Source organism: Streptomyces sp. Ag109_O5-1, from assembly GCF_003814875.1.
Lineage (GTDB): Bacteria > Actinomycetota > Actinomycetes > Streptomycetales > Streptomycetaceae > Streptomyces > Streptomyces sasae.
The window spans coordinates 11,498,509-11,519,363 of sequence record NZ_RKQF01000001.1; the positions used below are offsets into that span (position 1 = coordinate 11,498,509).

Here is a 20,855-nt window from a genome sequence, read left to right on the forward strand (position 1 = left end):
GTATCTTCCTGGCCGCAGCCGTTCCCGCTTCTCCTGCTCTCCGGCGTCAGTCCGCCCCCTTGCGCATACCGCATGATGCCGTCGTACCGCGACGATCAAGCAACGTCACCAGCCCGCGGACACCACCAGTTCAACCTGAGCTTGACTCTGTCGGGGATCTTGGAGTTTCCCGGTACGGCAGCGTGATCAACGGGCATGCTCGGGGCTGTTCCAAAGGTCCTTGCGATTGTCGAGGTGCTCGTTGTCCCTCCGTCCCCGTTCCGGTGAACAAGTCCCGTCTCTGACCGCGCAGATCGCGCGGGCGAGCAATCCGGACGGCACGACGGCGATATGGGTGCGCGACCGGCTCGACGGGCTGTGGTGCGACGAGGACTTCGCCGACTGGTACCCGCGCGACGGGCGTCCGGGTCTCTCGCCCGCCCAGCTGGCCACCGTCTGTGTGCTGCAGTTCGTGCTCGGCCTGTCGGACCGGCAGGCCGCCGAGGCGGTTCGCTGCCGCATCGACTTCAAGTACGCGCTGGCCATGGAACTGGACGACCCAGGCTTCCATCACAGTGTGCTGGCCGACTTCCGCGACCGTCTCGCCGAAGAGGGCCGTGCCGACCACCTGCTCGACCTGGCGCTGGCCCGCCTCAAGGAGGCCGGCCTGGTGCGCGAATGCACCACGCAGCGCACCGACTCCACCCATGTCCTGGCCGCGGTACGGGATCTCACCCGAATGGAGCTGGTCACCGAGGCGGTCCGCGCTGCACTGGAAGAAGTCGCCGGTATCTCTCCTCACCTGCTGGACGATCTGGTCGATGAGGACTGGGGACGCCGCTACGGCCGACCGGTCCGTCTGGGCAAGAACCCCACCAAACCCAAGACCAGGATCCTCGCCACCGGAAACGACGCCGTCCGGCTCCTGGAGCACCTCTACCGTCACGGAGCGGACCGCGCGTCGGGCCCGCGTGTCCAGGCCCTGCGCCAGATCATGGTGCAGAACTACCACCGTGACGCCGCAGGACACCTGCGCTGGCGCACTGCCGAGACGGAAGGCGGGCCCGGACTGCCGCCCTCGTCCCGGGCGATCGTCTCTCCCTACGACACCTCGGCCCGCTACGCACGGCACGGACACATCATCAACTGGAAGGGGTTCTCAGCCCATTTGACCGAGACCTGTGCTCCTGACGGCCCCAACGTGATCACGGACGTGGCCACCACCGCGGCCACCACCCACGACAGCCAGGTCCTGCCCGGCATCCACATCCGACTGCGGCGCCGCGGCTTACTGCCCGCCGAGCACCTGGTCGACGCCGGCTACACCTCCCTGCCCCACCTGGAACAAGCCGCACGTGAGCACCAGGTCACCGTCTCCGGGCCACTGCGCAGCAACCCCACCCGCCAACACCGCAAGAACGAAGGCTTCGGCCGGGACGACTTCCACATCGACTTCGACCGCCGCCAGGTCACCTGCCCCCAGGGCCAGATCAGCGCAGGCTGGCACGGCCCCTACCCGACCTCCTCGCCCACCGCCGCCCCGCTGATCGTGGCCCGGTTCACCAAGAGCCAGTGCCGCCCCTGCCCTGCCCGCACCCGCTGCACCACCACCGCCGACAGCGCCCGGACCGTGGGCTTTCCCCCGCGAGAACTTCGCGACCTGCAACTCCGCGTCCGCGCCGAGCAGCAGACACCCGAGTGGAAGACCCGCTACGCGGTGCGCTCCGGGGTGGAGGGAACCGTCAACGAGTTCGCCCACGGCCACGGCATGCGCCGTTGCCGCTACCGAGGACAGGGAAAGGCCCACATCCAGCACGTCTTGACGGCCATCGCCGTGAACATCGAGCGCCTCAGCGGACTGACACCGACCGAGGAAGCACCCACACCCCGCCAGCCGACCGCCTTCCAGAACTACCTCGACCAGCACGAACTACCCCGGCCGAAGTCCTGGCGAACCCTAGGCACCTGACCTCGGCAACTCCAAGATCCCCGACAGAGTCAAGCTGAGTATCTGTGACGACAGGTTGGTCAGGGCCGTGAGACGTTGAGCGGCAGATTTCCGTGGAAGACGGCCATATCCTGGCCGGGGCCGTTGTAGTCGTCGACGATCTTCGTGTCGAAGCCGAGGCTGCGATGGAAGGCGATCGATCCGGTGTTCTCGATTGACGTGATCGCCTTCAACTGCCGTGCACCATGGCGTTCCGCTGCCTCGGCGAACGCCGCGTACAGGCGACGTCCGAGACCGGTGCCGCGGGCGTCGTCCCGCGTGGCGATCAGATGCACGTACCCGGTGCTGTCTGGGGTGACGAACCCGAAGATGTACCCACGGATTCCGTCCTCGGCTCGGGCAACCAGGCAGGTAGAACCGAACTCCTGCACCAGTGCCAGAAGGTGCAGCGACCGAAGATCGCGTTCGCCCCAGTAACGGGGGTGGTCAGCCAGGACCTGGTGGAAGTCGCCCACCTGGGCCGGTGCGATATGTATGCCCATGATGACGATCATGGCAGGCGTCTTGGCCGTTACGGGCGAAGATCCGTACGCGTTGGGCAAGTTGTGACGCAAGCCTGGGCCCGTGCGGCTTGTTCCCATCCTGCCCTGTCCGGGGTCTCCCGCGCACATGTCGGCGAGTTGCTCGAAGAACTCGCCCCCAAGTCGCAGACCGCCCGTGAGTCTGCCTTGCGTGAGCGGCGGGGCGGGGACCGCAGGCGGGCTGTGGGGGCCGGGCCCAAGCAGCGCCTGGTCTTCGTCGACCGGCTCCTGGTCACGCTGGTGCACCTGCGGCTGGGGCTGGCGCACGCCGCTCTGGCACAGCTGTACGGCGTGGACCGCTCCACCGTCTCCGCAGCGGTGCGAGAGGTCCGCCCGCTGCTGGCGGCCCGCGTCTTCGCCGTCCCCGACCGGCCCGGGCTGCGGCTGCGCACACTGGAGGACGTGTTCGCCTACGCCGGGGCGAAGGCGTGGACCTGCGGATCGACGGGACCGAGGTGCAGGTCCGCCGCCCGCGTGCGGGTCGCCCGGGCCGCAAGGGCGTTCGTCTCCGGCAAGAAGAAGCAGAACACGGTCGAGACCACCACCTTCAGCGACGCGCAAGGCCGCACCCTGTTCAGCGGGGTGGTCCGGCCCGGCCGGATGCACGACCAGACGGCCGTACGCACTGAGGGCATCGCTGAACAGTTCCGCCGGCACCCGAAGGTCAAGGCGGAAGTCGACGAGGGCTACCGGGGCCTGGCCAACGAGTTCCCCGCCCAGGTCAGCGCCCCGCCGAAGAAGCCCAAGGGCGACGCGCCGCTGGGCGAGCGCCATGCCTGGCGTGAGCAACGGCGCTGCCAGTCCTCCCGGCAGATCTGCGTGGAGCACACCAACGCCGAATACAAACAGTGGCGGCCCCTGCAGCGGTTCACCGGCCGCCGCGAAACCTATGCCGAGACCCACCAGGCCATCGCCGGACTGGTCTCCGACCCATCCGCCCGGCGGGCAACCCGTCGCAAGCCAGGCACCGAACTGGTACTCGCCCGCCAGGCCACCTGCGGGCACATCGGCCGGGACCGGGCGCTGATGTTCGACCTGGCGGAGAAGCTGGAGTTCACCGTCACCTCGGAGGACGGGCGGGTGCTGGACGCGCTCGCGCACGCGTAGCGCAACGAGGCCGCCCGCGGCGAGTACATCGGCGCGCTCGGCGAGGACGGGGCGGGGGTCGACATCTCGTTCGCCACGCAGAACTGGCAGAAGGCCGTGGTCGACAGGAGCAGGCCGGGGCAGTTCGTCCGCTGGCACTTCGAGGCGATGGTCTTCACCTACCTCGCCGAGGAACTGCGCACGGGCGACGTCGCGGTGGTCGGCTCGGAGGAGTTCGACGACTGGAGCGGCCAGTTGCTGGAGTGGGAGGTGGTGGAGGAGAAGCTGCCCGCCCACCTGGTGGAGGTCGGCCTGGCCGAGGACGAGGACACCAGGCCGCAGCCTTCGACGCCGCCTCCTTCCGCCGGCAGTTGGAGGACCGGCTGCGTCCGCCGCCGCGGCGGCGGACGCCGGATACCCGGACATCGAGAGCCTGATCATCGACCCCGCCACCGGCATCCCGTCGCTCAAACCGCACCGGTCGGAGGGACCGCGGCCCTCAGCGAAGCGGCTGGAGCAGGAGATCAAGGCGCGGATGCCGGAGCGCACGCTGATCGGGAATCTGTGCACGGACCGCGTACTGGGCGGAGTGGTGGCGCCGCCTCGGCCCGCCCTCGGGCAACGACCCCAAACTCCAGGACCCGTTCGGCCGGTACGTGCTTTGCACCTTCGTGAAGGGCACCAACATGGGCCCGTGCGAAGCCGCCCGTCACATCCCGAGCGCGAGCGGGCACGAGCTGGCCTACGTGGCGAACCGGCACTTCCCCTCGTGCTGCTCAACGAGGCCGTCACCGACCTGGTCAACGCGCACGCGCGCCTGGACATCTCGCAGGCGTGGGGCGACGGCACCGCCGTGGCTGCCGACGGCACGCACATGGACACCTACCTCGACAACCTGCTCGCCGGGACGTCCGTCCGGTACGGGAAGCCGGGCGGCATCGCCTACCACCACATCTCAGACTCCTACATCGCGCTTTTCACCCATTTCATTCCGTGTGGAGTGTGGGAAGCCGTCTACTTCATCGAGGGCCTGCTCAAGAACGCCTCCGAGGTCAAGCCCACCACCGTGCACGCGGATACGCAGGGCCAGTCGCTGCCTGTCTTTACCCTCGCCCACCTGCTGGGTTTCGACCTGATGCCCAGGATCCGGAACTGGAAGGGCCTGACCTCCTACCGGCCTAGCAGGCAGAGCGAGTACGTGCACATCGACGCCCTGTTCGACGAGCCGGACAAGAACGCCATCGACTGGGACCTGATCGAGTCCCAGATCCGGCACCTGATGCGGGTGGCCGTCTCCGTCCGCGAGGGCGTCATCTCCTCGGCCACCCTGCTCAAGCGCCTGCGCTCCGGCTCCCACAAGAACGCCACCTACACCGCGTTCCGCGAGGTCGGCCGCGTCATCCGCACCGTGCAACTGCTGCGGTACCTGACGGACGCCCCACTTCGCCGACGGGTGACGGCGACGACGAACAAGGTCGAGCCCTTCAACCGGCCCAGTGGGTCGGCTTCGGCAACCAGGGCGTCTTCGCCGACAACGACCCCGTCGAGCAGGAGAAGGCGATGAAATTCAATGCTCTGTTGACGAACGCGGTGATCTTCCACAACGCCCTGGACATCACCGAGATCGTCCGCCAGCTGCTGGAGGAGGGATGCGAGATCGACCCGGAGGACCTGGCCCAGGTCTCCCCGTACTTGACCGAGCACATCAAGCGGTTCGGCGAATACAGCACGCACGAGCTCGGCATCGAGCCGGAGGCATACGACCCCAAGCTCGACGGCGAGTTCGGTGGCGCAGGGTCTGGACGCGGTCCTCGACGGCGGGTTGCCAGCGTCGCGGATGAGGGCGGCGATGGCAGCGTTGATCGTCGAGGCGCGCAGGTCGTGGCCAGCGCGGAGTTGCTCGGCGAGGTCGAGTTCGTCGTCGGCCTGGCGGGGGTCGACGAACGCGAGGGCGAGGGCGCGCTTGGCCTGGTTGTGTGCGGCTTCGCCGGTTGTGGCGTGCTGTTCGGCTTCGAGGCGCCCGGCCAGGTAGGCCTCGGCCGCACGCTCTGCTTCTCCCTGGATCCAGTACAGGTCACCGAGGACACGCTGATGGCGGCCCTCCCACCCGAGAGTCTGGGCGGCGGCGAGTGCGGTCGGGAAGTCGCCGGCGAGCCGGGCGGCCTGTATCAGTCCGCGGCGGGCGGCCTGGGCCAGACGGCCCTCGCCGTCGGCCACCTGCTGGTAGTCGCGGCGCGAGTCTTCGGTGCGTCCGATGTCGCGGAGGGCTTTGGCCCGGTAGTAGACCGGCATCTCCTGCAGTTCGGCGCGCAGCAGGCCGGAGTCGATGACGGCAGTGAGCCGCTGAACGATGCGGGCGCGGTGCTCGCGCTGGCGGCGGGCCAGGGCGCTGAGGGTTTCGACCAGGGCGTCGGCCGGCGTCGACAGCACAGCGCTCTCGTGCCCGGGGGCGGGCGGGGCGAGCGGTTCCCACACGGAGTCCGAGATGTAGGAGTAGGCGGCTTCGGTGAGCCAGCCCAGATCAGTACCGCGCGGTCGCGGCGCGGCCCGTGGGCCCACTCGTGTCCCAGGGCGGCCAGCGTGCGCAGGGCGGCGCGGTACCAGTCCTGTTCGGACCACCGGTCGTCGGCGTTGCGGATCGTGGAGCGGACGACCTGGTGCAGGTGGAAGGGCCACAGCCCGGTCAGGTCCTCGCAGATGAAGGGACGTTCGCTCAGCCGCAGGGCCGCCGCGTCGCGGGTGAGTCCGGCCGCCTGGGTGGCCAGCGGCACGGAGAAGGCGTCCAGTAAGGACACGGAGCGCAGTACGTGGCGTTCCTCAGTGGTCAGGTCGCTGAGGGCGCGGGAGATCAGGGCGGGGAAGTCGCCGAAGTCGTCGGGCTGCGGTGCACGTCCGCGAGCTGTACGGCTAGTGCTGTGACCGCATAGGTTCGCCGGATCCGGTGTCGGCGCCCGTGGTTTCAAGATCTGCGGATGTCGTCTGGCGTCGGTAGGCGCCGGGGGGCAGGCCGTGTTCCCGCTTGAAGGCCGTGCTGAACGCGAACTCGGATGTGTATCCGATCCGGTTGGCCACAGTCTTCAGCGGAGCATCGGATTCGCGGAGGAGCCGGGCTGCGGTGGTCATGCGCCACCAGGTCAGGTACGACAGCGGTGGCTGACCCACCAAGGTGGTGAACCGCCGTGCGAATGCCGCTCGGGACAACCCGGCCAGTGCTCCCAGCTCTTCCACCGTCCATGGCCGGTGCGGGGCGCGGTGAATGCCCTGGAGCGCGGCGTGGATGGCCGGGTCGTGCAGGGCCGCGGTCCAGCCGGTGGTTGCATCGTGCCGGGGCCGCTCATCGAGCCAGGCCCGCATCACGTACAGCAACAGGGCGTCGAGAAGTGCGGGCAGCAGGGCGTCACTGCCGAGACGGGGCTCTGCCAGTTCGGTCGCGAGGAGTTCGGTGGCTCCGCGCAGTGACGAGTGCTGTCCGAGGCGAACCGGCAGGTGAACGAGCTCTGGGAACTCCCGTAGTAGTGGGTGGGGCCGGGTCCGGTCCATGAGGTAGGCGCCGCAGAGCATCACGGTCCGGGCCCCCGCCCCGGCGCCGTCGGGGTGATCGTCTTGGTGGGGATCGGCGAGCGGCGAGGAGGGGAGGTCGGCCACCGGCATGGCGGGATCACCGGTCACGGAGTGGGCACTGCCGTGGGGGAGGAAGGCAACGTCTCCGGCCTGGAGTTCGATTGGTTCGCCGTCCGGAGGGATCAGCCAGCTCCTGCCCTCCAGGATGAGGTGGAAGCCGGCACCGGCGAAGGGCCTGTGGCGTACGGCCCACGGCGCGTGCCGCTCGGTGCGCGCGTAGTGCGGCCGCCCCATGCGCATGGCGGCGATCGCGTCACTGAGCAGGTCCATTCGGCCAGCGTATCCGGATCCTCGGCATCCGAGACGATCACGTATGCAGAGGAGACGCTGACGAATTAGCCGTCTCGCCCAAGAGCCATACGCTGTCTTCAGAGGTCGTCGAAGGGACATCGGGCATGCGGATCGCGGTATACGGCGCCGGTGGTTACACCGGCAAGCTCGTCGTCGCCGAGTTGGTCCGGCGGGACATCGAGACGGTGCTGGTCGGCCGGAACGTCGATCGCCTCGGCGAGGCAGCCGCCCGAGCTGGACTTGCCGCAGTCGACGGCGCCGCAATACGGCGCGCCGTGTCCGGGGACCACACCGCACTCGTCCATGCCTTCCAGGACTGTGCCGCGGTCATCAACTGCGCGGGCCCGTTCGTTCTGTCCGGCGAAGCGGTCGTGCGGGCCGCCATCGCCGCTGGGTGTCATTACGTCGACATCGCTGGTGAACAGCGCCACCTCGATCGGATCTTCAGCGCCTTCGCCGCGCCAGCCAAGGCGGCCGGGGTGACAGTCGTCCCGGGCGCCAACGACGACGGCCTGCCCAGCGACCTGCTCGCTCACCTCGTAGCCGAACGTGTCCGTCCTGTACGGGAACTCGTCATCGGCCTGGAGCTGGTCCGCAGTGGCGCGATGCCGTCCCGCGGCACTCTCCGGTCGGCGCTGGAGAACATCGACACCTTCACCGGCGGCGGCCTCGGCTACGAAGACGGCCGCTGGCATCCCGATATCGCCGCACGGCGTACGGCACTCACCTTTCCGGACGGCCCCGACCCGGTGCCGGTGGCGAAGTTCCCTCTTCCGGCGGTGGTCACGGTTCCCCGCCACGTCGCGGCACGCCGGGTCGAGGGTGTGGTCCGTGCGGAACTTGCGGCCGCATTTGCCGACATCACCCCCGCGCTCATCGACAGCATTCCCGAGGGACCGCCCGCGGACAGCCGCCGCACTGCGCGCTGGATCATCGTTGTTGAGGCGACAAGCGAGGATGGCCGGTACGCTCGCGGCGTCGTTCACGGCATCGACATGCAGGGAAGCACAGCGGTCATCGCGGTCGAAAGCGCGCGTCGGCTCGTTGCAGACGGTGCCAAGCCTGGGGTCCTTGCCCCGGCCCAGGCCTACTCACCAGCCGACTTCCTGGAGTTCCTCGTCCAGCACGGCGTGCAGTGGAGAGTTGATGCCCGCCATGTGCTGTGACCGCATAGGCTCGCCGAGCTACGTCAGGCTGCGGCTTTGAGGGGGCGTCCGCCCCAGCGGATGCCCTTCTCGCTGCGGATGCGGGCACGTTCCCTGCGTTCGGCGGCCAGGACGTCGCGGTGGCGGGTATTGGCGTTGCGCCACCGCAGGTAAGCGTGCAGGGCCCGGGTCTGCACGGTGTGGTTGGCGTGGTTCGAGTTGGCGATGGTGAACTGCCGCAGCGGCCCGAAGTGCGCCTCAATCGGGTTCGCCCAGGAGGCGTAGGTCGGAGTGAAGCACAACTCGACCTTGTTCTTCTTCGCCCAGCAGCGGATGTCGGCGCCCTTGTGGGCGGACAGGTTGTCCATGATCACGTAGATGGGTGCGCCGTCGGGCCGGGCGGCACGGATCGACTTAAGCGCGGCCAGCGTGTTCACGGCACCTTTCCTGCGGTGGTTGACGCCCCACAGGCGGTCCTCGCCGATCGAGTAGCAGCCGTGGAAGTAGCGCACCCCGTGCGTGCGGTGGTAGGTGGCCGGCACTCGCTCGAGATGTTTCCGTTCGGCCCAGCCCGAGCCCGCGGTGGGCCGGATCCCGAGTGGTCCGAATTCGTCGAAGGCGAACACCCGGTCGGGGAAGCGGTCCAGGACCTCCTCGATCCGGTCCAGCTTCACCTCGCGGTCCGGGTCGGGTGATTCCTTCCATGTCTTGGTGCGCTGGAAGGTGACACCGCGGCGGGCGAGCAGGCCGCGTAACGCCTCGCGGCCGATGCGGATCACCCGGCCGTGGACTTTCCGCAGGTATGCCACGAGTTTGCGCAGTGACCAGCGGGTGAATGGCTGGCCGAGCTTGGTGGGGCGGGTCGTGGCCGCCCGAACGACGAAGTCCTCGTCGTCAGGGCTGAGTTGGCGGGGACGGCCTCCCGCCCATCGAGGGTCCAGGCAGGCCAGGCCGATCTTGTTGAACCGGTGGATGACGTCCCGGACGGTGTCCCCGTCGGCCTGTACCAGCTGCGCGATCACCGGCACCCGGTTCCCGCTGACCGAGGCCAACAGCATCATCGCGCGCCGATAGCGCACCGAGTTGGTGCTGCCCCGGCGCACGATCTGCTGCAGACGCTGCCCTTCCTCGTCGGTCGGTCTGCGCACACAGACAGGCTCGGCCACCGCGCCTCCAACGGTCGGATCGGACCTCATCCCACATCCAACCGCCACGATCGCCACCCCGGCGAACCTATGCGGTCACAGCACTAGACCCGGGCTCGTCCGGTGGAGTGCGGTGGGCTCATCCGACCGCTCCAGCCCGCTTAGCCCACGTGGGCCCATGTGTCGGTGCAGATCACGGGTCCGGGTGTCCTCCCGTGCTTCCATCGCACCAGGAGGCATATGAGATGACTGATGACCGACAGCAGCACGCCGACCCCAGACCGACGGCGTCCCGGCGTCGCGTGCTGGCCACCGCCGCCCTTGCGCCCGTACTGACCGGAGCGATCGGGGCGGTTTCCCCCGCCCGTGCCGCGACCGCCGGACCGGGGGCCGAGCCGGTCCGCACCCCGGTCCCGCCGGTGATGACCGAACTCGCCGACTGGGCGGACGTGGGCGCGGCCCTCGGCGCACCGGGCGGCATGAAGCGGTTCATGTACCACACGCCCCTGCTGCGCCGAGACCTCCACGTGGTCTCCCGGGGCATCATGATCGCCCCCGCGCTCGCCCTGGGCACCCATGTGTCCTTCGTCCGGTACGCCGACGGCAGCTCGCTCCTGATGGGCGACGCGGTGGTCACCGAGCGCGAACTCCAGCCGTTCAGCGACGCCCTGTACGAGCACGGGATCGGGCAGACCGCGATCCACAAGCACCTGCTGGCCCAGCGGCCCGACGTCTGGTGGTGTCACCTCCACGCCCACAGCACCGACCCGGTGGCCGTCGCCCGCGGTCTGCGCGCCGCCCTGGACCGCACCGCCACCCCGTTCCCGAAGGCCCATGCCGCTTTCGCCGTGCCCCTCGCCGTACGCTTCGACCTGGACACCGCGGCCATCGACGCCGCGCTCGGGGTGAAGGGCACCGCCGACAGCGGCGTCTACCAGAGCACGTTTGTCCGCCGGGAGGCCATCACCGACGGCCACCTCCTCCTTCCCCCGGGCCTCGGCTCGACCACCTCGTTCAACTTCCAGCCGCTCGGCCGCGGCCGGGCCGCGGTCAACGGCGACTTCGCCGTGATCGCCGACGAGGTCCAGGACGTCCTCACCGGGCTCCGGCGCGGCGGTGCCGACCTCGTCGAGCTCCACCACCACAACCTCGCCGACCAGCCCCGGCTGTTCTTCGTCCACTACTGGGCCGTCGGCGACGCCGTGACCCTGGCGCGGCGCCTGCGCCCGGTCGTGGACGCCACCAATGTCGCGCCGATGAAGGGGACGGGTGCCTGATGAGCATGAGCGCCGACGCCGAGCCTGCCCCGCGCCTGAAGAACGTACAGATGTCCGTCGGGCCTGCCTGCTGAGAGCCGCTGAGTTCACGATCAGGCTCGCCGTGCCCCTTCCCGGCGCTAAGGCCAAACCGCATAGACGATGCGGTTTGCGGGGTTGTGACCTGCACGTTTGCTGGGGTGTTGGCACTCGTGCGGCACGTCAGGGATATCCACAGCGGAGCCCCGTGGGGGGACGACTGCGCCCCGCCCTCGTTTTTGGCTGAGGACGGGGCGCGCTATGCATACTTACCCGGCATTAACAGACTCGCGCGAAGTCGGTTTCCTGAGGGACGTTGTACTGGTTGTACACGAACCTGACCGCTGCGAAGTGGTCACCGCAGCCGGAATAACCCGGATTGCTCCAGAACTCCTGCTGTGACGTGTTGTTCCACGGGGGAGTGCCCACGCACCAGAGATTTGAGGCACCCACAGGCCCACATTCCTGAAGCGTCACGGTCCAACCGCTGTGGCTCGCACGGAACGAATCCCACACCCACAGATAGCTGAAATATTCGTTGCACGACCGGGAGTAGTACTGCTTCAACGAGGCCGCGGTCTGACCTCCGAAAGTCACATAGGCGGTTGCCCCCAACTGCGTGACATCGGAGCATCCAGACGGAGTGGCGGCGCTTGCGCTCTCCGTGAAGCCCACGACCGGAGCAATGGAAATAGCTGCGACCGCGATAACTCGCGAGACCAATCGGCGTATCAAGCTTCCCCCTCTAGCGACTGACGCAGACGAATTGCTGAACTAGAGCCTGCACGCGCTGTTGCGCGTGGCAAAGGTGCGGTTTTCGTTCGGCGGTGATCCTAGGGTCGGCACGCATCGTGTGGAGTGTCTGGATGCACAGCGAAGAAGGGGTTCTGGTGCCGAAGTGCACAGCGAGCCGGGAAAGCGCAGGCGGGGGCCGAAGATCCGGGCCGCTGCCCTGCATGAGGTCTCGCGTCGGCGCATCTGCCGGGAAGCCTGAGCAGACGGCTGCGGCCCACTACTGGTAGGGGCAGCGGGCCGTTCGAGGGTGCTGACGAGTGTACGGCGCCGGACCGACAGCAGCAGGAAGCCACTGGCCAGAGGGCTGGACCTTCATGACGAAGGCCAAGCTTCCCGGTGTCGGGAAACTTCCCGCGCTCCTAGGGCGTGTATCGGTAGTGGATCTTGAGGTGAGATGATCTTGCTTCGTGGCACGTGGAGATCTGACGGATGCGCAGTGGGCCCGCCTGGAGTCGCTGTTGCCCAGAGGCAAGAAGCCGGGGCGTCCGCCGATATGGACCAGGCGGCAGCTGATCGACGGCATACGGTTCCGCACCCGCTCCGGCACGTCCCGTGGCGGGACGTGCCGGAGCGGTACGGGCCCTGGGCCCGCCGGTACGACCTCTTCCGACGCTGGCAGCGGGACGGCACCTGGCAACGGATCTTCGCCGAACTGCAGGCCCAGGCCGACGCCAAGGAGCTCATCACCTGGGACCTCAACATCGACTCCACCGTGTGCCGGGCCCACCAGCACGCCGCCGGGGCGCGGAAAAAGGGGATCTGCAGGCCGAGCCGCCCGGGGGCATCGCCGTCGAGCCGGACGACCACGGCCTCGGACGCTCACGCGGCGGCCTGACCACAAAGCTCCACCTGGCCGTCGAGCAGGGGCAAAAGCCCATGTCCATCGTGATCACCGCCGGACAGCGAGGCGACTCCCCTCAGTTCGAGCCCGTGCTGAAGAAGGTCCGCGTCGCCCGCCTGGGCTCGGGGCGTCCGCGCACCCGGCCCGACCGGGTCCGCGCCGACAAGGCCTACGCGTCCCGGAAGAACCGCGCCTACCTGCGACGCCGCGGTATCCGCTGCACCATCCCGGACAAGGTCGACCAGGCCCGCAACCGCAAGAAGCTTGGCTCTCGCGGCGGCAGGCCGCCCAAGTTCGACGCCGAGGACTACAAGGCTCGACACGCAGTCGAGTGCGGCATAAATCGCCTGAAAAGGAACCGCGCCGTGGCGACTCGCTACGACAAGCTCGCGGTCCGCTACGAGGCGACCGTCTTCGTAGCAGCCATCAACGAGTGGCTGTGACCAGCACATTCGATACACGCCCTAGTAGTGCTCCGTTAGGTCTGTCTCGCGGTGCTGTTTGGGGGCATGGTGAGGGTGTGGACGCACATGAAGTGAACCGTGCTCGGGCGAAGTTGGCGTTATTCGTAGCTGATGTGTTCGCGTCGGTGCCGCGCAAGGATCAGCGGGCGAAGGGCGACTGCTATCTGCGGGGACTGATGCTGGACGGGCGGCGGAAGTCGATCCAGCCGATGGCGGAACGGCTGCCGGACGGCAATGAGCAGAACCTGCAGCAGTTCGTGAACCAGTCGACCTGGGATCCGGTGCCGGTGCGGCGGCGGATCGCGCAGCGGATGGTGCCGCAGATTGGCCCGGCTGCCTGGGCGGTCGATGATGTGTCGTTCCCCAAGGACGGCCGGATGTCGGTGGCGGTCGCGCGCCAGTACTGCGGCGCTTTGGGCAAGCGGGCCAACTGCCAGGTCGCGGTGAGCGTGCACGCGGTCTCCGATGCCGCGTCCTGTCCGCTGCAGTGGCGGTTGTTCGTGCCCGAGGAGTGGGCGGACGATCCGGTACGGCGGCAGAAGGCCGGGATACCGCAGGAGGTGGGGCACCGGGAGAAGTGGCGCCTGGCCCTGGACACCATCGACGAGCTGGCCGGGTGGGGCCTGGTGCCGCCGGTGGTGGTGGCCGACGCCGGCTACGGGCAGAACGCCGACTTCCGCGACGGCCTGAGCGAGCGGGGCATCGGCTATGTCGTGGCCATCCGTTCGGACGTGACCGTCCACCCGCACGACGCGCAGCCCACCGCCCCGGCCTGGTCGGGCAACGGCCGCAAGCCGCAGCCTGGCCCCAAAAGCCGATACACCGGACTCACCCTCTACCAGATCCTCGACGCCATCCAGGACCTGCTGAACTGCTGGACCGGCACCTGCACCACCTGCCACCGCCCCCTGCCCAGAACATCCACCACCAGCCCAAACCTGAGAGCCAGAGCAACCTAACGGAGTCCTACTAGTGCCGCATCAGGCAACGTTCGCCCTGTGATGATGTGTCGGCTTGCTGTGCGGTGCGGCAGCGGACGGTCAGAATGATCACGTGGCAGAGCGCGTGCGGGTCAGGGAGATTGATGACGACGAGGGCAGGCGGTTGCTGCGGGTGATCCGCAGGGGCACCGGGTCGGCGGTGACCTGGCGGCGGGCCCAGATGGTGCTGCTGTCCGCGCAGGGCATGTCGGTGGCAAAGATCGCGGAGGTGACGTTCACCAGTGCGGACCGGGTGCGCGACGTGATCCACAACTTCAACGCCGACGGCTTCGACTCCCTCTACCCCAAGTACAAGGGCGGCCGGCCGAGGACCTTCACCCTGCCGGAACGGCGGGAGATCAAGAAGATCGCCAAGTCCAGGCCGGCCGAGCACGGCCTGCCGTTCTCGACCTGGAGCCTGGCCAAGCTGGCCGACTTCCTGGTCGCCGAGGGGGTGGTCGACGACATCAGCCACGAGGGCCTGCGCATCCTGCTCCGCGAGGAAGGCGTCACCTTTCAACGCATAAAGACCTGGAAAGCCTCGCGAGACCCCGAATACGCGGCCAAGAAGGCCCGCGTCGAAGACCTCTACGCGATCGCCGACGGCGAGGTCATACCCGAGGACGGCGAGCCTGAAGTCGTCTTCTGCGTGGACGAGTTCGGGCCGCTCAACCTCCAGCCCCACCCTGGCAGGCAGTGGACCGAACGCGGCGGCAGGCACAAGAACCAGTTGCGCCAGCCCAGGCCGAGACGGCGGGCGACCTACACCCGCCCGCACGGGGTGAGGCACCTGTTCGCCGCCTACGACCTGGGCAAAGACCAGCTCTACGGCCACATCAAGAAGACCAAGAACCGCTCGAAATTCCTGGAGTTCTGCCGTTACCTGCGCTCGCTGCACCCGGTCGGGAAGCGCATCGCGATCGTGTGCGACAACTACTCCCCGCACCTGACGGCGAAGCGGTGCCAGCGGGTCGGGACCTGGGCGGCGGTCAACAACGTGGAGATCGCCTACACCCCGACCAACAGCTCCTGGCTCAACCGCATCGAGGCCCAGTTCACCGCCCTGCGCTACTTCACCCTCGACGGCACCGACCACGCAAGCCACAAAGAGCAAGGCAGCATGATCCGCCGCTACATCATCTGGCGGAACAAGCACGCCGCCGACGAACGCCTCCGCGAGGTCCTGAACAGGGCGAACGTTGCCTGATGCTAGGAATGGTCGGGGGCGTCGAGGGAGTGTTCTTTGAGGAAAGCGCCCGCATGGGCTGCTGCTTCTTCCGCGGTCGCGTGGCGCGTCCCATCGGTGACCGCGGCGGATGCTCCATCAGCGCCCACGCCTGTCCAACTCCAGTCACCGGAAGACACCTGCACCAGTTCGGCAGTCCCTCCGAAAAGCGCAAGCGTGTTCCTTCTTGCTGTCGCGGGCGCTGAGCGGCTGACGGCGTCGGGCCATTTCTTACGGGCGCCCTGCCGGGTGATGCCCCAGACAGCCCCCATCTGCTCGTAACTGGCGCCGTAGGATCCAGCGGTTGCTGCCGCGCGCGCGGTCAACTGCCTGACCTCAGCATCCATCACCTTCCAAGCGGCCAGGACGGACAGTGTCACTTCGATGGGATCCGCTTCCCACATGCGGTCCGCGGGCAGCCCGGTCTGTCGGGAGCGAATCGCCGAGGCCAGCGGATTCAAGGCGTCGTACAGCGCCTTGTCGAGCTCTGCCTGCTCTTCCGGGGTGATCTCAAAGGCCATCATGCGACAACTATAGTTCCCGAATCGGTGCATGGAAACCAAAGTTTACGCACTGTCTCGCTCGCGGCCCGGCGCATCGGCGAGACAGGCCCTCCAGTGCTGCGCCAGGCGTCGTTCGCCCTGGCGACGACTTGGCGGAGGCGTTCGTCGGCGGCGTGCTTGTTTCGCCAGATGATGTAGCGGCGGATCTTGCTGCCCTGTTCCTGGTGGTGGACCAGGTCGGCATCATTGAGGGCGAACGTTGCTTGATGCGGCACTAGTTCGCAGCGCCCTGCCGGACGATCAGCCTCGGCCGTCCCGCAGCGCCAGGTGTCCGATGCGCGCGTCGGGGCAGCCCATTGAGGGTCAACCGACATCCTATCGCTGTGCGTTCGGCCCGAGGACGCGTTGTCGGTCCGGGACCGTATGACCGTACGCGCGGATCGGTCGGTCATACGGGCTCCGGACCAAGGCCGAGACGCAGGCCCAAAACCCGTGGCGCTCAGCCGAAGTAGCCGCCCACAGGGCCCCGGACAGCTTGGGCGACGAGTTCCTTGACCTGGTCGGCGGAGACCGGCTCACCCGGGGCGTCCTGGAACCACCGCTGCCACTCCGGCTCGCCCATCCGCGCCGCGGGGCTCGGCCCCTGGTACGGCTGGACGTAGACGGGGGTGCGGGGCTCGCAGCGCCAGGAGTCGGCGAGGGTGCCGATGTCCACGGCGTCGTAACCGAGGACGTCCATCAGGCGGATGATCTCGGCCTTGGCGGCCGGGTCGTCGCCGGCGATGGGCAGGGCGCTGCGGTCCGGGGCGCCGGCGGGACGGGCCCGGGTGTACAGGCGGATCCAGTCCATGTTGTGGAGCGCCTTGACGACACGGGAGTTCGCCAGGTGTCGCTGGAGCAGCTCACTCGAGGTGATCTCGCGGCTGTCCAGTTCGGCGATGCGGCCGTCGCGATGCGGGTAGTAGTTCATGGTGTCGATCACGATCTTCCCGGCGAGAGCGTTGGCGGGAATCCTGTCGTAGACACCCAGGGGGACGGTCGCCACCACCACGTCGCCCGCCTTCGCCGCCTCTTCCGGAGTGGCCGCGCGGGCGTGGTCACCGAGTTCGGCGACAAGGTCGGCGAGGGTCTCGGGGCCGCGCGAGTTGCTCATGACCACGTTGAGGCCGGCGGCGACGGCGAGGCGCGCGAGCGAGCCGCCGATCATGCCGCTTCCGATGAAGCCGATGGTCTGGGTCACAGTGTCAAACCTCCATTTATGTGCGCCCGAACGGCGCGTTGCCTGACTGCGGTGCTCAGTGACCGTGACGGTTGAGCTGGGCGTGGAGCAGGTTGGGATCGGTGGTGGTGGCGTAGGCGGCGCTGGGGACGTAGACGTGCGGGCCACGCACCGCTACGGAAGTGGGGTTCTGCAGGCCGTCGGAGGCGTTCAGGGCGGTGGTGTTCTTGCCGTCGTCCGTGATGCGCACGACCTTGTTGGGCTTGTTGAGGGCGGCGAGGATTTCGTTGCCGCGGCCGGTGAAGGCGAAGTCGTCGATGCCCTGTAGCCCGGTGGCCTTGACGGCCGGCTTTCCCGCGCGGTGGTCGCTGCGGATGGGGATGCGCACCACGGTGCCCTGGTCGAGGTTGGTCACCCACAGGGCGCCATCGTGGACGCGTGCGCCGTTGGCTCCCAGGAATCCGCGCGGGGCGAGTTCTCGTGCGGTGGACCAGGTCGTCGGGCGACCGCCGTGTGCGGGCACGGACCATACCCGGCCGAGCACCGAGTCCGTGATGTAGAAGGTGTTCGAGCGGGGGTCGAAGGCCAGTCCGTTGGGCAGGCTGTCGGCCGGGAGGGCCGCGATGCGTTCCGGTGCCTGGTGCCCCGGCTTCAGGCGCCAGAGCCCGGTCAGTTCCTTGGTGCCGGTGGCGTACAGGGCGTAGAGCGTGCCGTCGGGGGTGCGGGCGAGACCGGTGGCCAGGGCGAAGCCGAGCACGGGCGTGTGGACGCCGTTGTCGGAGGGTGCCGGGAGGGTGGCGAGGATGTGCGTCGTGCCGTTGCGGTCGACGCGCGCCACCTGGTGAGCGCCTGCGAAGGTCACGTCCACGGAGCCGTTCGGCTCGATGAGGGCGTTCTCCGGGCTCTGTCCCTTGGCCAGGTCGAAGTGGGCGACGATGTGGGCACGGGACACCGGCTCAGTGGCAGCCTGCGCGTCCGTCGCGGTGGCGACCGTCCCGAGCGTCAGACTTGCCGCGGCCCCGGCAAGAACGGCACGCGTGATTCTGTTCTTCATGATTGTTCCTGGGGGAGAAGGAGGGGAGGGGGCGGGTCACAGGTTCCGGCCGAGCAGGTCCAGCAGGCTGGTCCAGTGGCGTTCGGTGGCTTCGGCGTCGTACGCCTCGGTGTCGGCCATGCTGTAGCCGTGTTCGGCGCCGGTGTAGACCTCGGCCCGGTGGCGGACGCCGGCGTCGGAGAGGGCCTTGTCGAGGCGCTCGATCTGCTCGGGCGGCATCGAGTGGTCCCGGTCGGCGTGACCGAAGTACAGCTCCGCGGTGATCCGGTCGGCGAGCAGATGGGGGCTTTCGGGGTCGTTGTCGTCGGCCAGCCCACCGCCGTGGAACCCGGCCGCGGCCGCGACCTTCTCCGGATGGCTCGCGGCGGTGAGCAGGGCCAGGCGGGCGCCCATGCAGTAGCCGGTGATGCCGACCGGGCCCGGGGCAACCTCCGGACGGCCCGCCAGCCATGCCAGATAGCTGTCGGCGTCGCGCGCCACCGCGTCCGCGGTCAGCTCGCCCATGATCGGGAAGATCTGCTCGAACAGTGCGGGACGGTCGTCCGAGGCGATGAAGCCGGGCAGCGGCACGACCGGGGCGCGCCCGTGACGGTAGAAGACGTTGGGAACCAGAACCGTGTAACCGGCCCCAGCGAGGCGGTCGGCCATGTTCTGCAGCTGGGGACGCAGTCCGAAAGCGTCCATGTAGAGCAGTACGGCCGGGTGTTGGGCATTATCGTCGGGGTGGGCCAGGTAGGCGTCGGCCGTGCCGTTCTGGGTGGGGATGTCGACTTCTGTTCCGCGTACGGCGGTCATGGGTGTTCCTTGCTGAATTCGGGGTGGTGTTCGCCATGGGTCATAGGAGCCTGCCGTGTTGAGGGCTGCCGGACCGGAAGTGTTGGTGGCGCAGCGCGGGCCCCAAGGGCGGTGTGTGATCAGGCGTAGAGAAGTTCCGCCTGCCACCAGCCCTGTGGCTGGTGGTGGAGGTCGAGGTAGGCGGCGGCCAGGGCTTCGGGGGTGAAGCGCGGGTCGCCACCGCCGATGTAGCCGGCCACGGTCACGGTGGTCACGTGCACATCGGTGCCTCGCTGCTGCTTGTAGAAAGACTGGACGTAGGCCCGCAGCGCCGCCTTGCCCACCGACAACGAGCTGTAGTCCGGCGAGGGGTCGAGGGCGAGACCGCCGCCGGTGAACAGCAGGCTCCCCTGGCCGTCCGGCAGGAGCGGGAGGACCGTCCGAGCCGCGACCATGGCCCCGGTGACGTTCACCGCGAGGGCGCGGGCGAAGTCCTGCGGCTCCAGCCCGGTGGGCTTGTCGGGAGACAGCAGGGCCGCGTTGTACACGAGCACCTCCGGTGCCCTCAGCTCGTCGGCGGCCCTGACGAGCGCCGCTTGCAGAGCCTCGGGGTCGGCAGCGTCCACCTGGTAGGCGCTCGCCGTATGGCCTTCGGACACCAGGCCGGACGCGTACTCCTCCAGGCGCTCGGCGCCACGGCCGAACAGCACCACCGGATTGCCGTCCCGGGCGAAGGCGTGGGCGACGGCCAGACCGAGGCCGGGGCCCACACCGACGATGAGCGCGGATCCCTTGCTCATGAAAGTTCCTCCAGCTGCCGAGTGTTCCTGCGGCCCCGGCGACAGCGCGGCGACCGGACGTCCTGCCTGCGGCGAGTGGACGATCCCGGCCGTGGCCGGGGCAGCGACTCCATGCAACCTTTCGGGCGGAGGATGAGGGAGAGCCTGATGACCCGGGTACTGGCAGGCCCTCCCAGGTCCGGCTCACCCGGACCTAGCCTCGGAGCATGGACAGGCACATACAGATCCGCGAATTCCTGACGTCTCGGAGAGCGAAGATCACCCCGGAGCAGGCGGGGCTGCCCGCGTTCGGCGGTGACGCACGCCGCGTCCCCGGACTGCGCCGCGAAGAGGTCGCGCTGCTGACCGGGATCAGCGTCGAGTACTACACCCGCCTGGAACGCGGCAACGCCCGCGGTGTCTCGGACAGCGTTATGGACAACCTCGCCCGCGCCCTGCGACTCGACGAGGCCGAGCGCACACATCTGTTCGACCTGGTCCGTGCGGAGAACGCGGACACCCGCCCCCGCCGGGCCGGCAAGCAGCAGATCCGTCCTGCCGTCCAGCGCATCCTGGACGCCATGGCCGTTCCGGCCTTCGTCCGCAACGCGCGCCATGACACCCTGGCCGCCAACCAGCTCGGCCGCGCCCTGTTCTCGCCGATCATGCTCGGTCAGGCCCTGCCCGTGAACAACGCCCGGTTCATCCTCCTGGACCCGCGCGCGGTCGACCTTTTCCCCGACTGGGAGGACGTCGCGGGTGACACCGTCACCACACTCCGTTGGGCAGCGGGCCGCAACCCCTACGACAAGGGGCTGACCGACCTGGTGGGCGAGCTGTCCACGCGCAGCGCGTTCTTCCGTACCCGCTGGGCGACGCACAACGTGCGCATCCAGTGCAAGGGCGTCAAGGCGTTCCACCACGCGGCCGTGGGCGAGCTGGCACTCTCCTACGAGTCGATGACCGTTGACGCCGATGCCGGGCTGACCCTGGTCGCCTACAGTGCCGAGCCCGCATCACCTTCCGAGGACGGTCTGCGACTGCTGGCCAGCTGGGCGGCCACCGTCGAGGTCGAAGCGGGCATGCGGCAGTCGTCGGCCATCTGAATCCCCAGACCGCGGACGCAGTTC

At 68.6% G+C, this 20,855-nt stretch carries 13 protein-coding genes and 6 pseudogenes; 10 read left to right on the forward strand and 9 right to left on the reverse strand.

The genetic code is table 11. The annotated features are described in order from the left end of the window. Nucleotides 1–241 precede the first annotated feature (241 nt). The gene (locus EDD90_RS52555) at nucleotides 242–1,948 is read left to right on the forward strand and encodes an IS1182 family transposase (RefSeq protein WP_123980508.1); all 1,707 of its coding nucleotides are present in this window, start codon (nucleotides 242–244) and stop codon (nucleotides 1,946–1,948) included. Between the two features lie 59 nt (nucleotides 1,949–2,007). On the opposite strand, the gene EDD90_RS52560 is transcribed toward EDD90_RS52555, so the two are convergent. Next, nucleotides 2,008–2,481: a GNAT family N-acetyltransferase gene (locus EDD90_RS52560; RefSeq protein ID WP_123980510.1), complete on the reverse strand. Its 474-nt coding sequence runs from the start codon at nucleotides 2,479–2,481 to the stop codon at nucleotides 2,008–2,010. Nucleotides 2,482–2,532: 51 nt separating this feature from the next. Here EDD90_RS52560 and EDD90_RS52565 point away from each other — a divergent pair. The 3 pseudogenes from EDD90_RS52565 to EDD90_RS58265 all read left to right on the forward strand — a co-directional run. Continuing rightward, a pseudogene (locus tag EDD90_RS52565) lies at nucleotides 2,533–3,438 on the forward strand (transposase family protein); the annotation flags it as partial. A 716-nt stretch (nucleotides 3,439–4,154) separates the two neighbouring features. Further along, nucleotides 4,155–4,346, forward strand: a pseudogene (locus EDD90_RS59350) (Tn3 family transposase); the annotation flags it as partial. 17 nt (nucleotides 4,347–4,363) lie between these two features. Beyond that, nucleotides 4,364–6,513, forward strand: a pseudogene (locus tag EDD90_RS58265) (transposase). On the opposite strand, the gene EDD90_RS52585 reads toward EDD90_RS58265, so the two are convergent. Then, on the reverse strand, nucleotides 6,502–7,485 hold the full coding sequence (locus EDD90_RS52585; RefSeq protein ID WP_123980516.1) for an AraC family transcriptional regulator: 984 nt from the start codon (nucleotides 7,483–7,485) through the stop codon (nucleotides 6,502–6,504). The pseudogene EDD90_RS58265 and the gene EDD90_RS52585 overlap by 12 nt on opposite strands. Nucleotides 7,486–7,610: 125 nt before the next feature. Here EDD90_RS52585 and EDD90_RS52590 point away from each other — a divergent pair, with 125 nt between their 5' ends. Further along, the gene (locus tag EDD90_RS52590) at nucleotides 7,611–8,672 is read left to right on the forward strand and encodes a trans-acting enoyl reductase family protein (protein WP_123980518.1); all 1,062 of its coding nucleotides are present in this window, start codon (nucleotides 7,611–7,613) and stop codon (nucleotides 8,670–8,672) included. A gap of 23 nt (nucleotides 8,673–8,695) precedes the next feature. Here EDD90_RS52590 and EDD90_RS52595 read toward each other — a convergent pair whose 3' ends face one another. Further along, on the reverse strand, nucleotides 8,696–9,817 hold the full coding sequence (locus EDD90_RS52595) for an IS630 family transposase (RefSeq protein ID WP_311737265.1): 1,122 nt from the start codon (nucleotides 9,815–9,817) through the stop codon (nucleotides 8,696–8,698). A 224-nt stretch (nucleotides 9,818–10,041) separates the two neighbouring features. Here EDD90_RS52595 and EDD90_RS52600 point away from each other — a divergent pair, with 224 nt between their 5' ends. The 4 genes and pseudogenes from EDD90_RS52600 to EDD90_RS52615 all read left to right on the forward strand — a co-directional run bounded on the left by EDD90_RS52600 (nucleotide 10,042) and on the right by EDD90_RS52615 (nucleotide 15,378). After that, nucleotides 10,042–11,073, forward strand: coding sequence for a DUF1259 domain-containing protein (locus EDD90_RS52600; protein WP_123980522.1), 1,032 nt, complete (start codon nucleotides 10,042–10,044; stop codon nucleotides 11,071–11,073). Between the two features lie 1,220 nt (nucleotides 11,074–12,293). Then, nucleotides 12,294–13,170: pseudogene (locus EDD90_RS52605) on the forward strand (IS5 family transposase). A gap of 77 nt (nucleotides 13,171–13,247) precedes the next feature. Then, a pseudogene (locus tag EDD90_RS52610) lies at nucleotides 13,248–13,994 on the forward strand (IS701 family transposase); the annotation flags it as partial. 250 nt (nucleotides 13,995–14,244) lie between these two features. After that, complete coding sequence (locus EDD90_RS52615; RefSeq protein ID WP_123980524.1) at nucleotides 14,245–15,378, forward strand: IS630 family transposase; 1,134 nt, start codon at nucleotides 14,245–14,247, stop codon at nucleotides 15,376–15,378. 2 nt (nucleotides 15,379–15,380) lie between these two features. Here EDD90_RS52615 and EDD90_RS52620 read toward each other — a convergent pair whose 3' ends face one another. The 6 genes and pseudogenes from EDD90_RS52620 to EDD90_RS52645 all read right to left on the reverse strand — a co-directional run bounded on the left by EDD90_RS52620 (nucleotide 15,381) and on the right by EDD90_RS52645 (nucleotide 19,746). Further along, nucleotides 15,381–15,920, reverse strand: coding sequence for a hypothetical protein (locus tag EDD90_RS52620; protein ID WP_123980526.1), 540 nt, complete (start codon nucleotides 15,918–15,920; stop codon nucleotides 15,381–15,383). A 104-nt stretch (nucleotides 15,921–16,024) separates the two neighbouring features. Beyond that, nucleotides 16,025–16,156, reverse strand: a pseudogene (locus tag EDD90_RS58785) (transposase); the annotation flags it as partial. Nucleotides 16,157–16,398: 242 nt separating this feature from the next. Beyond that, a complete protein-coding gene (locus tag EDD90_RS52630) occupies nucleotides 16,399–17,139 on the reverse strand; it encodes an NADPH-dependent F420 reductase (RefSeq protein ID WP_123980528.1) in 741 nt (246 codons plus the stop codon). 55 nt (nucleotides 17,140–17,194) lie between these two features. Continuing rightward, nucleotides 17,195–18,172 (reverse strand): SMP-30/gluconolactonase/LRE family protein, encoded by a 978-nt coding sequence (locus EDD90_RS52635; protein WP_123980530.1) that lies wholly within the window; start codon nucleotides 18,170–18,172, stop codon nucleotides 17,195–17,197. A 36-nt stretch (nucleotides 18,173–18,208) separates the two neighbouring features. Next, a complete protein-coding gene (locus EDD90_RS52640; protein WP_123980532.1) occupies nucleotides 18,209–18,967 on the reverse strand; it encodes a dienelactone hydrolase family protein in 759 nt (252 codons plus the stop codon). Nucleotides 18,968–19,086: 119 nt separating this feature from the next. Then, nucleotides 19,087–19,746: an SDR family oxidoreductase gene (locus EDD90_RS52645; protein WP_123980534.1), complete on the reverse strand. Its 660-nt coding sequence runs from the start codon at nucleotides 19,744–19,746 to the stop codon at nucleotides 19,087–19,089. 206 nt (nucleotides 19,747–19,952) lie between these two features. Here EDD90_RS52645 and EDD90_RS52650 point away from each other — a divergent pair, with 206 nt between their 5' ends. Next, entirely contained in the window at nucleotides 19,953–20,831 is an 879-nt protein-coding gene (locus EDD90_RS52650; protein WP_123980536.1) for a helix-turn-helix domain-containing protein, read from the forward strand. The last annotated feature ends 24 nt before the right edge of the window (nucleotides 20,832–20,855 follow it).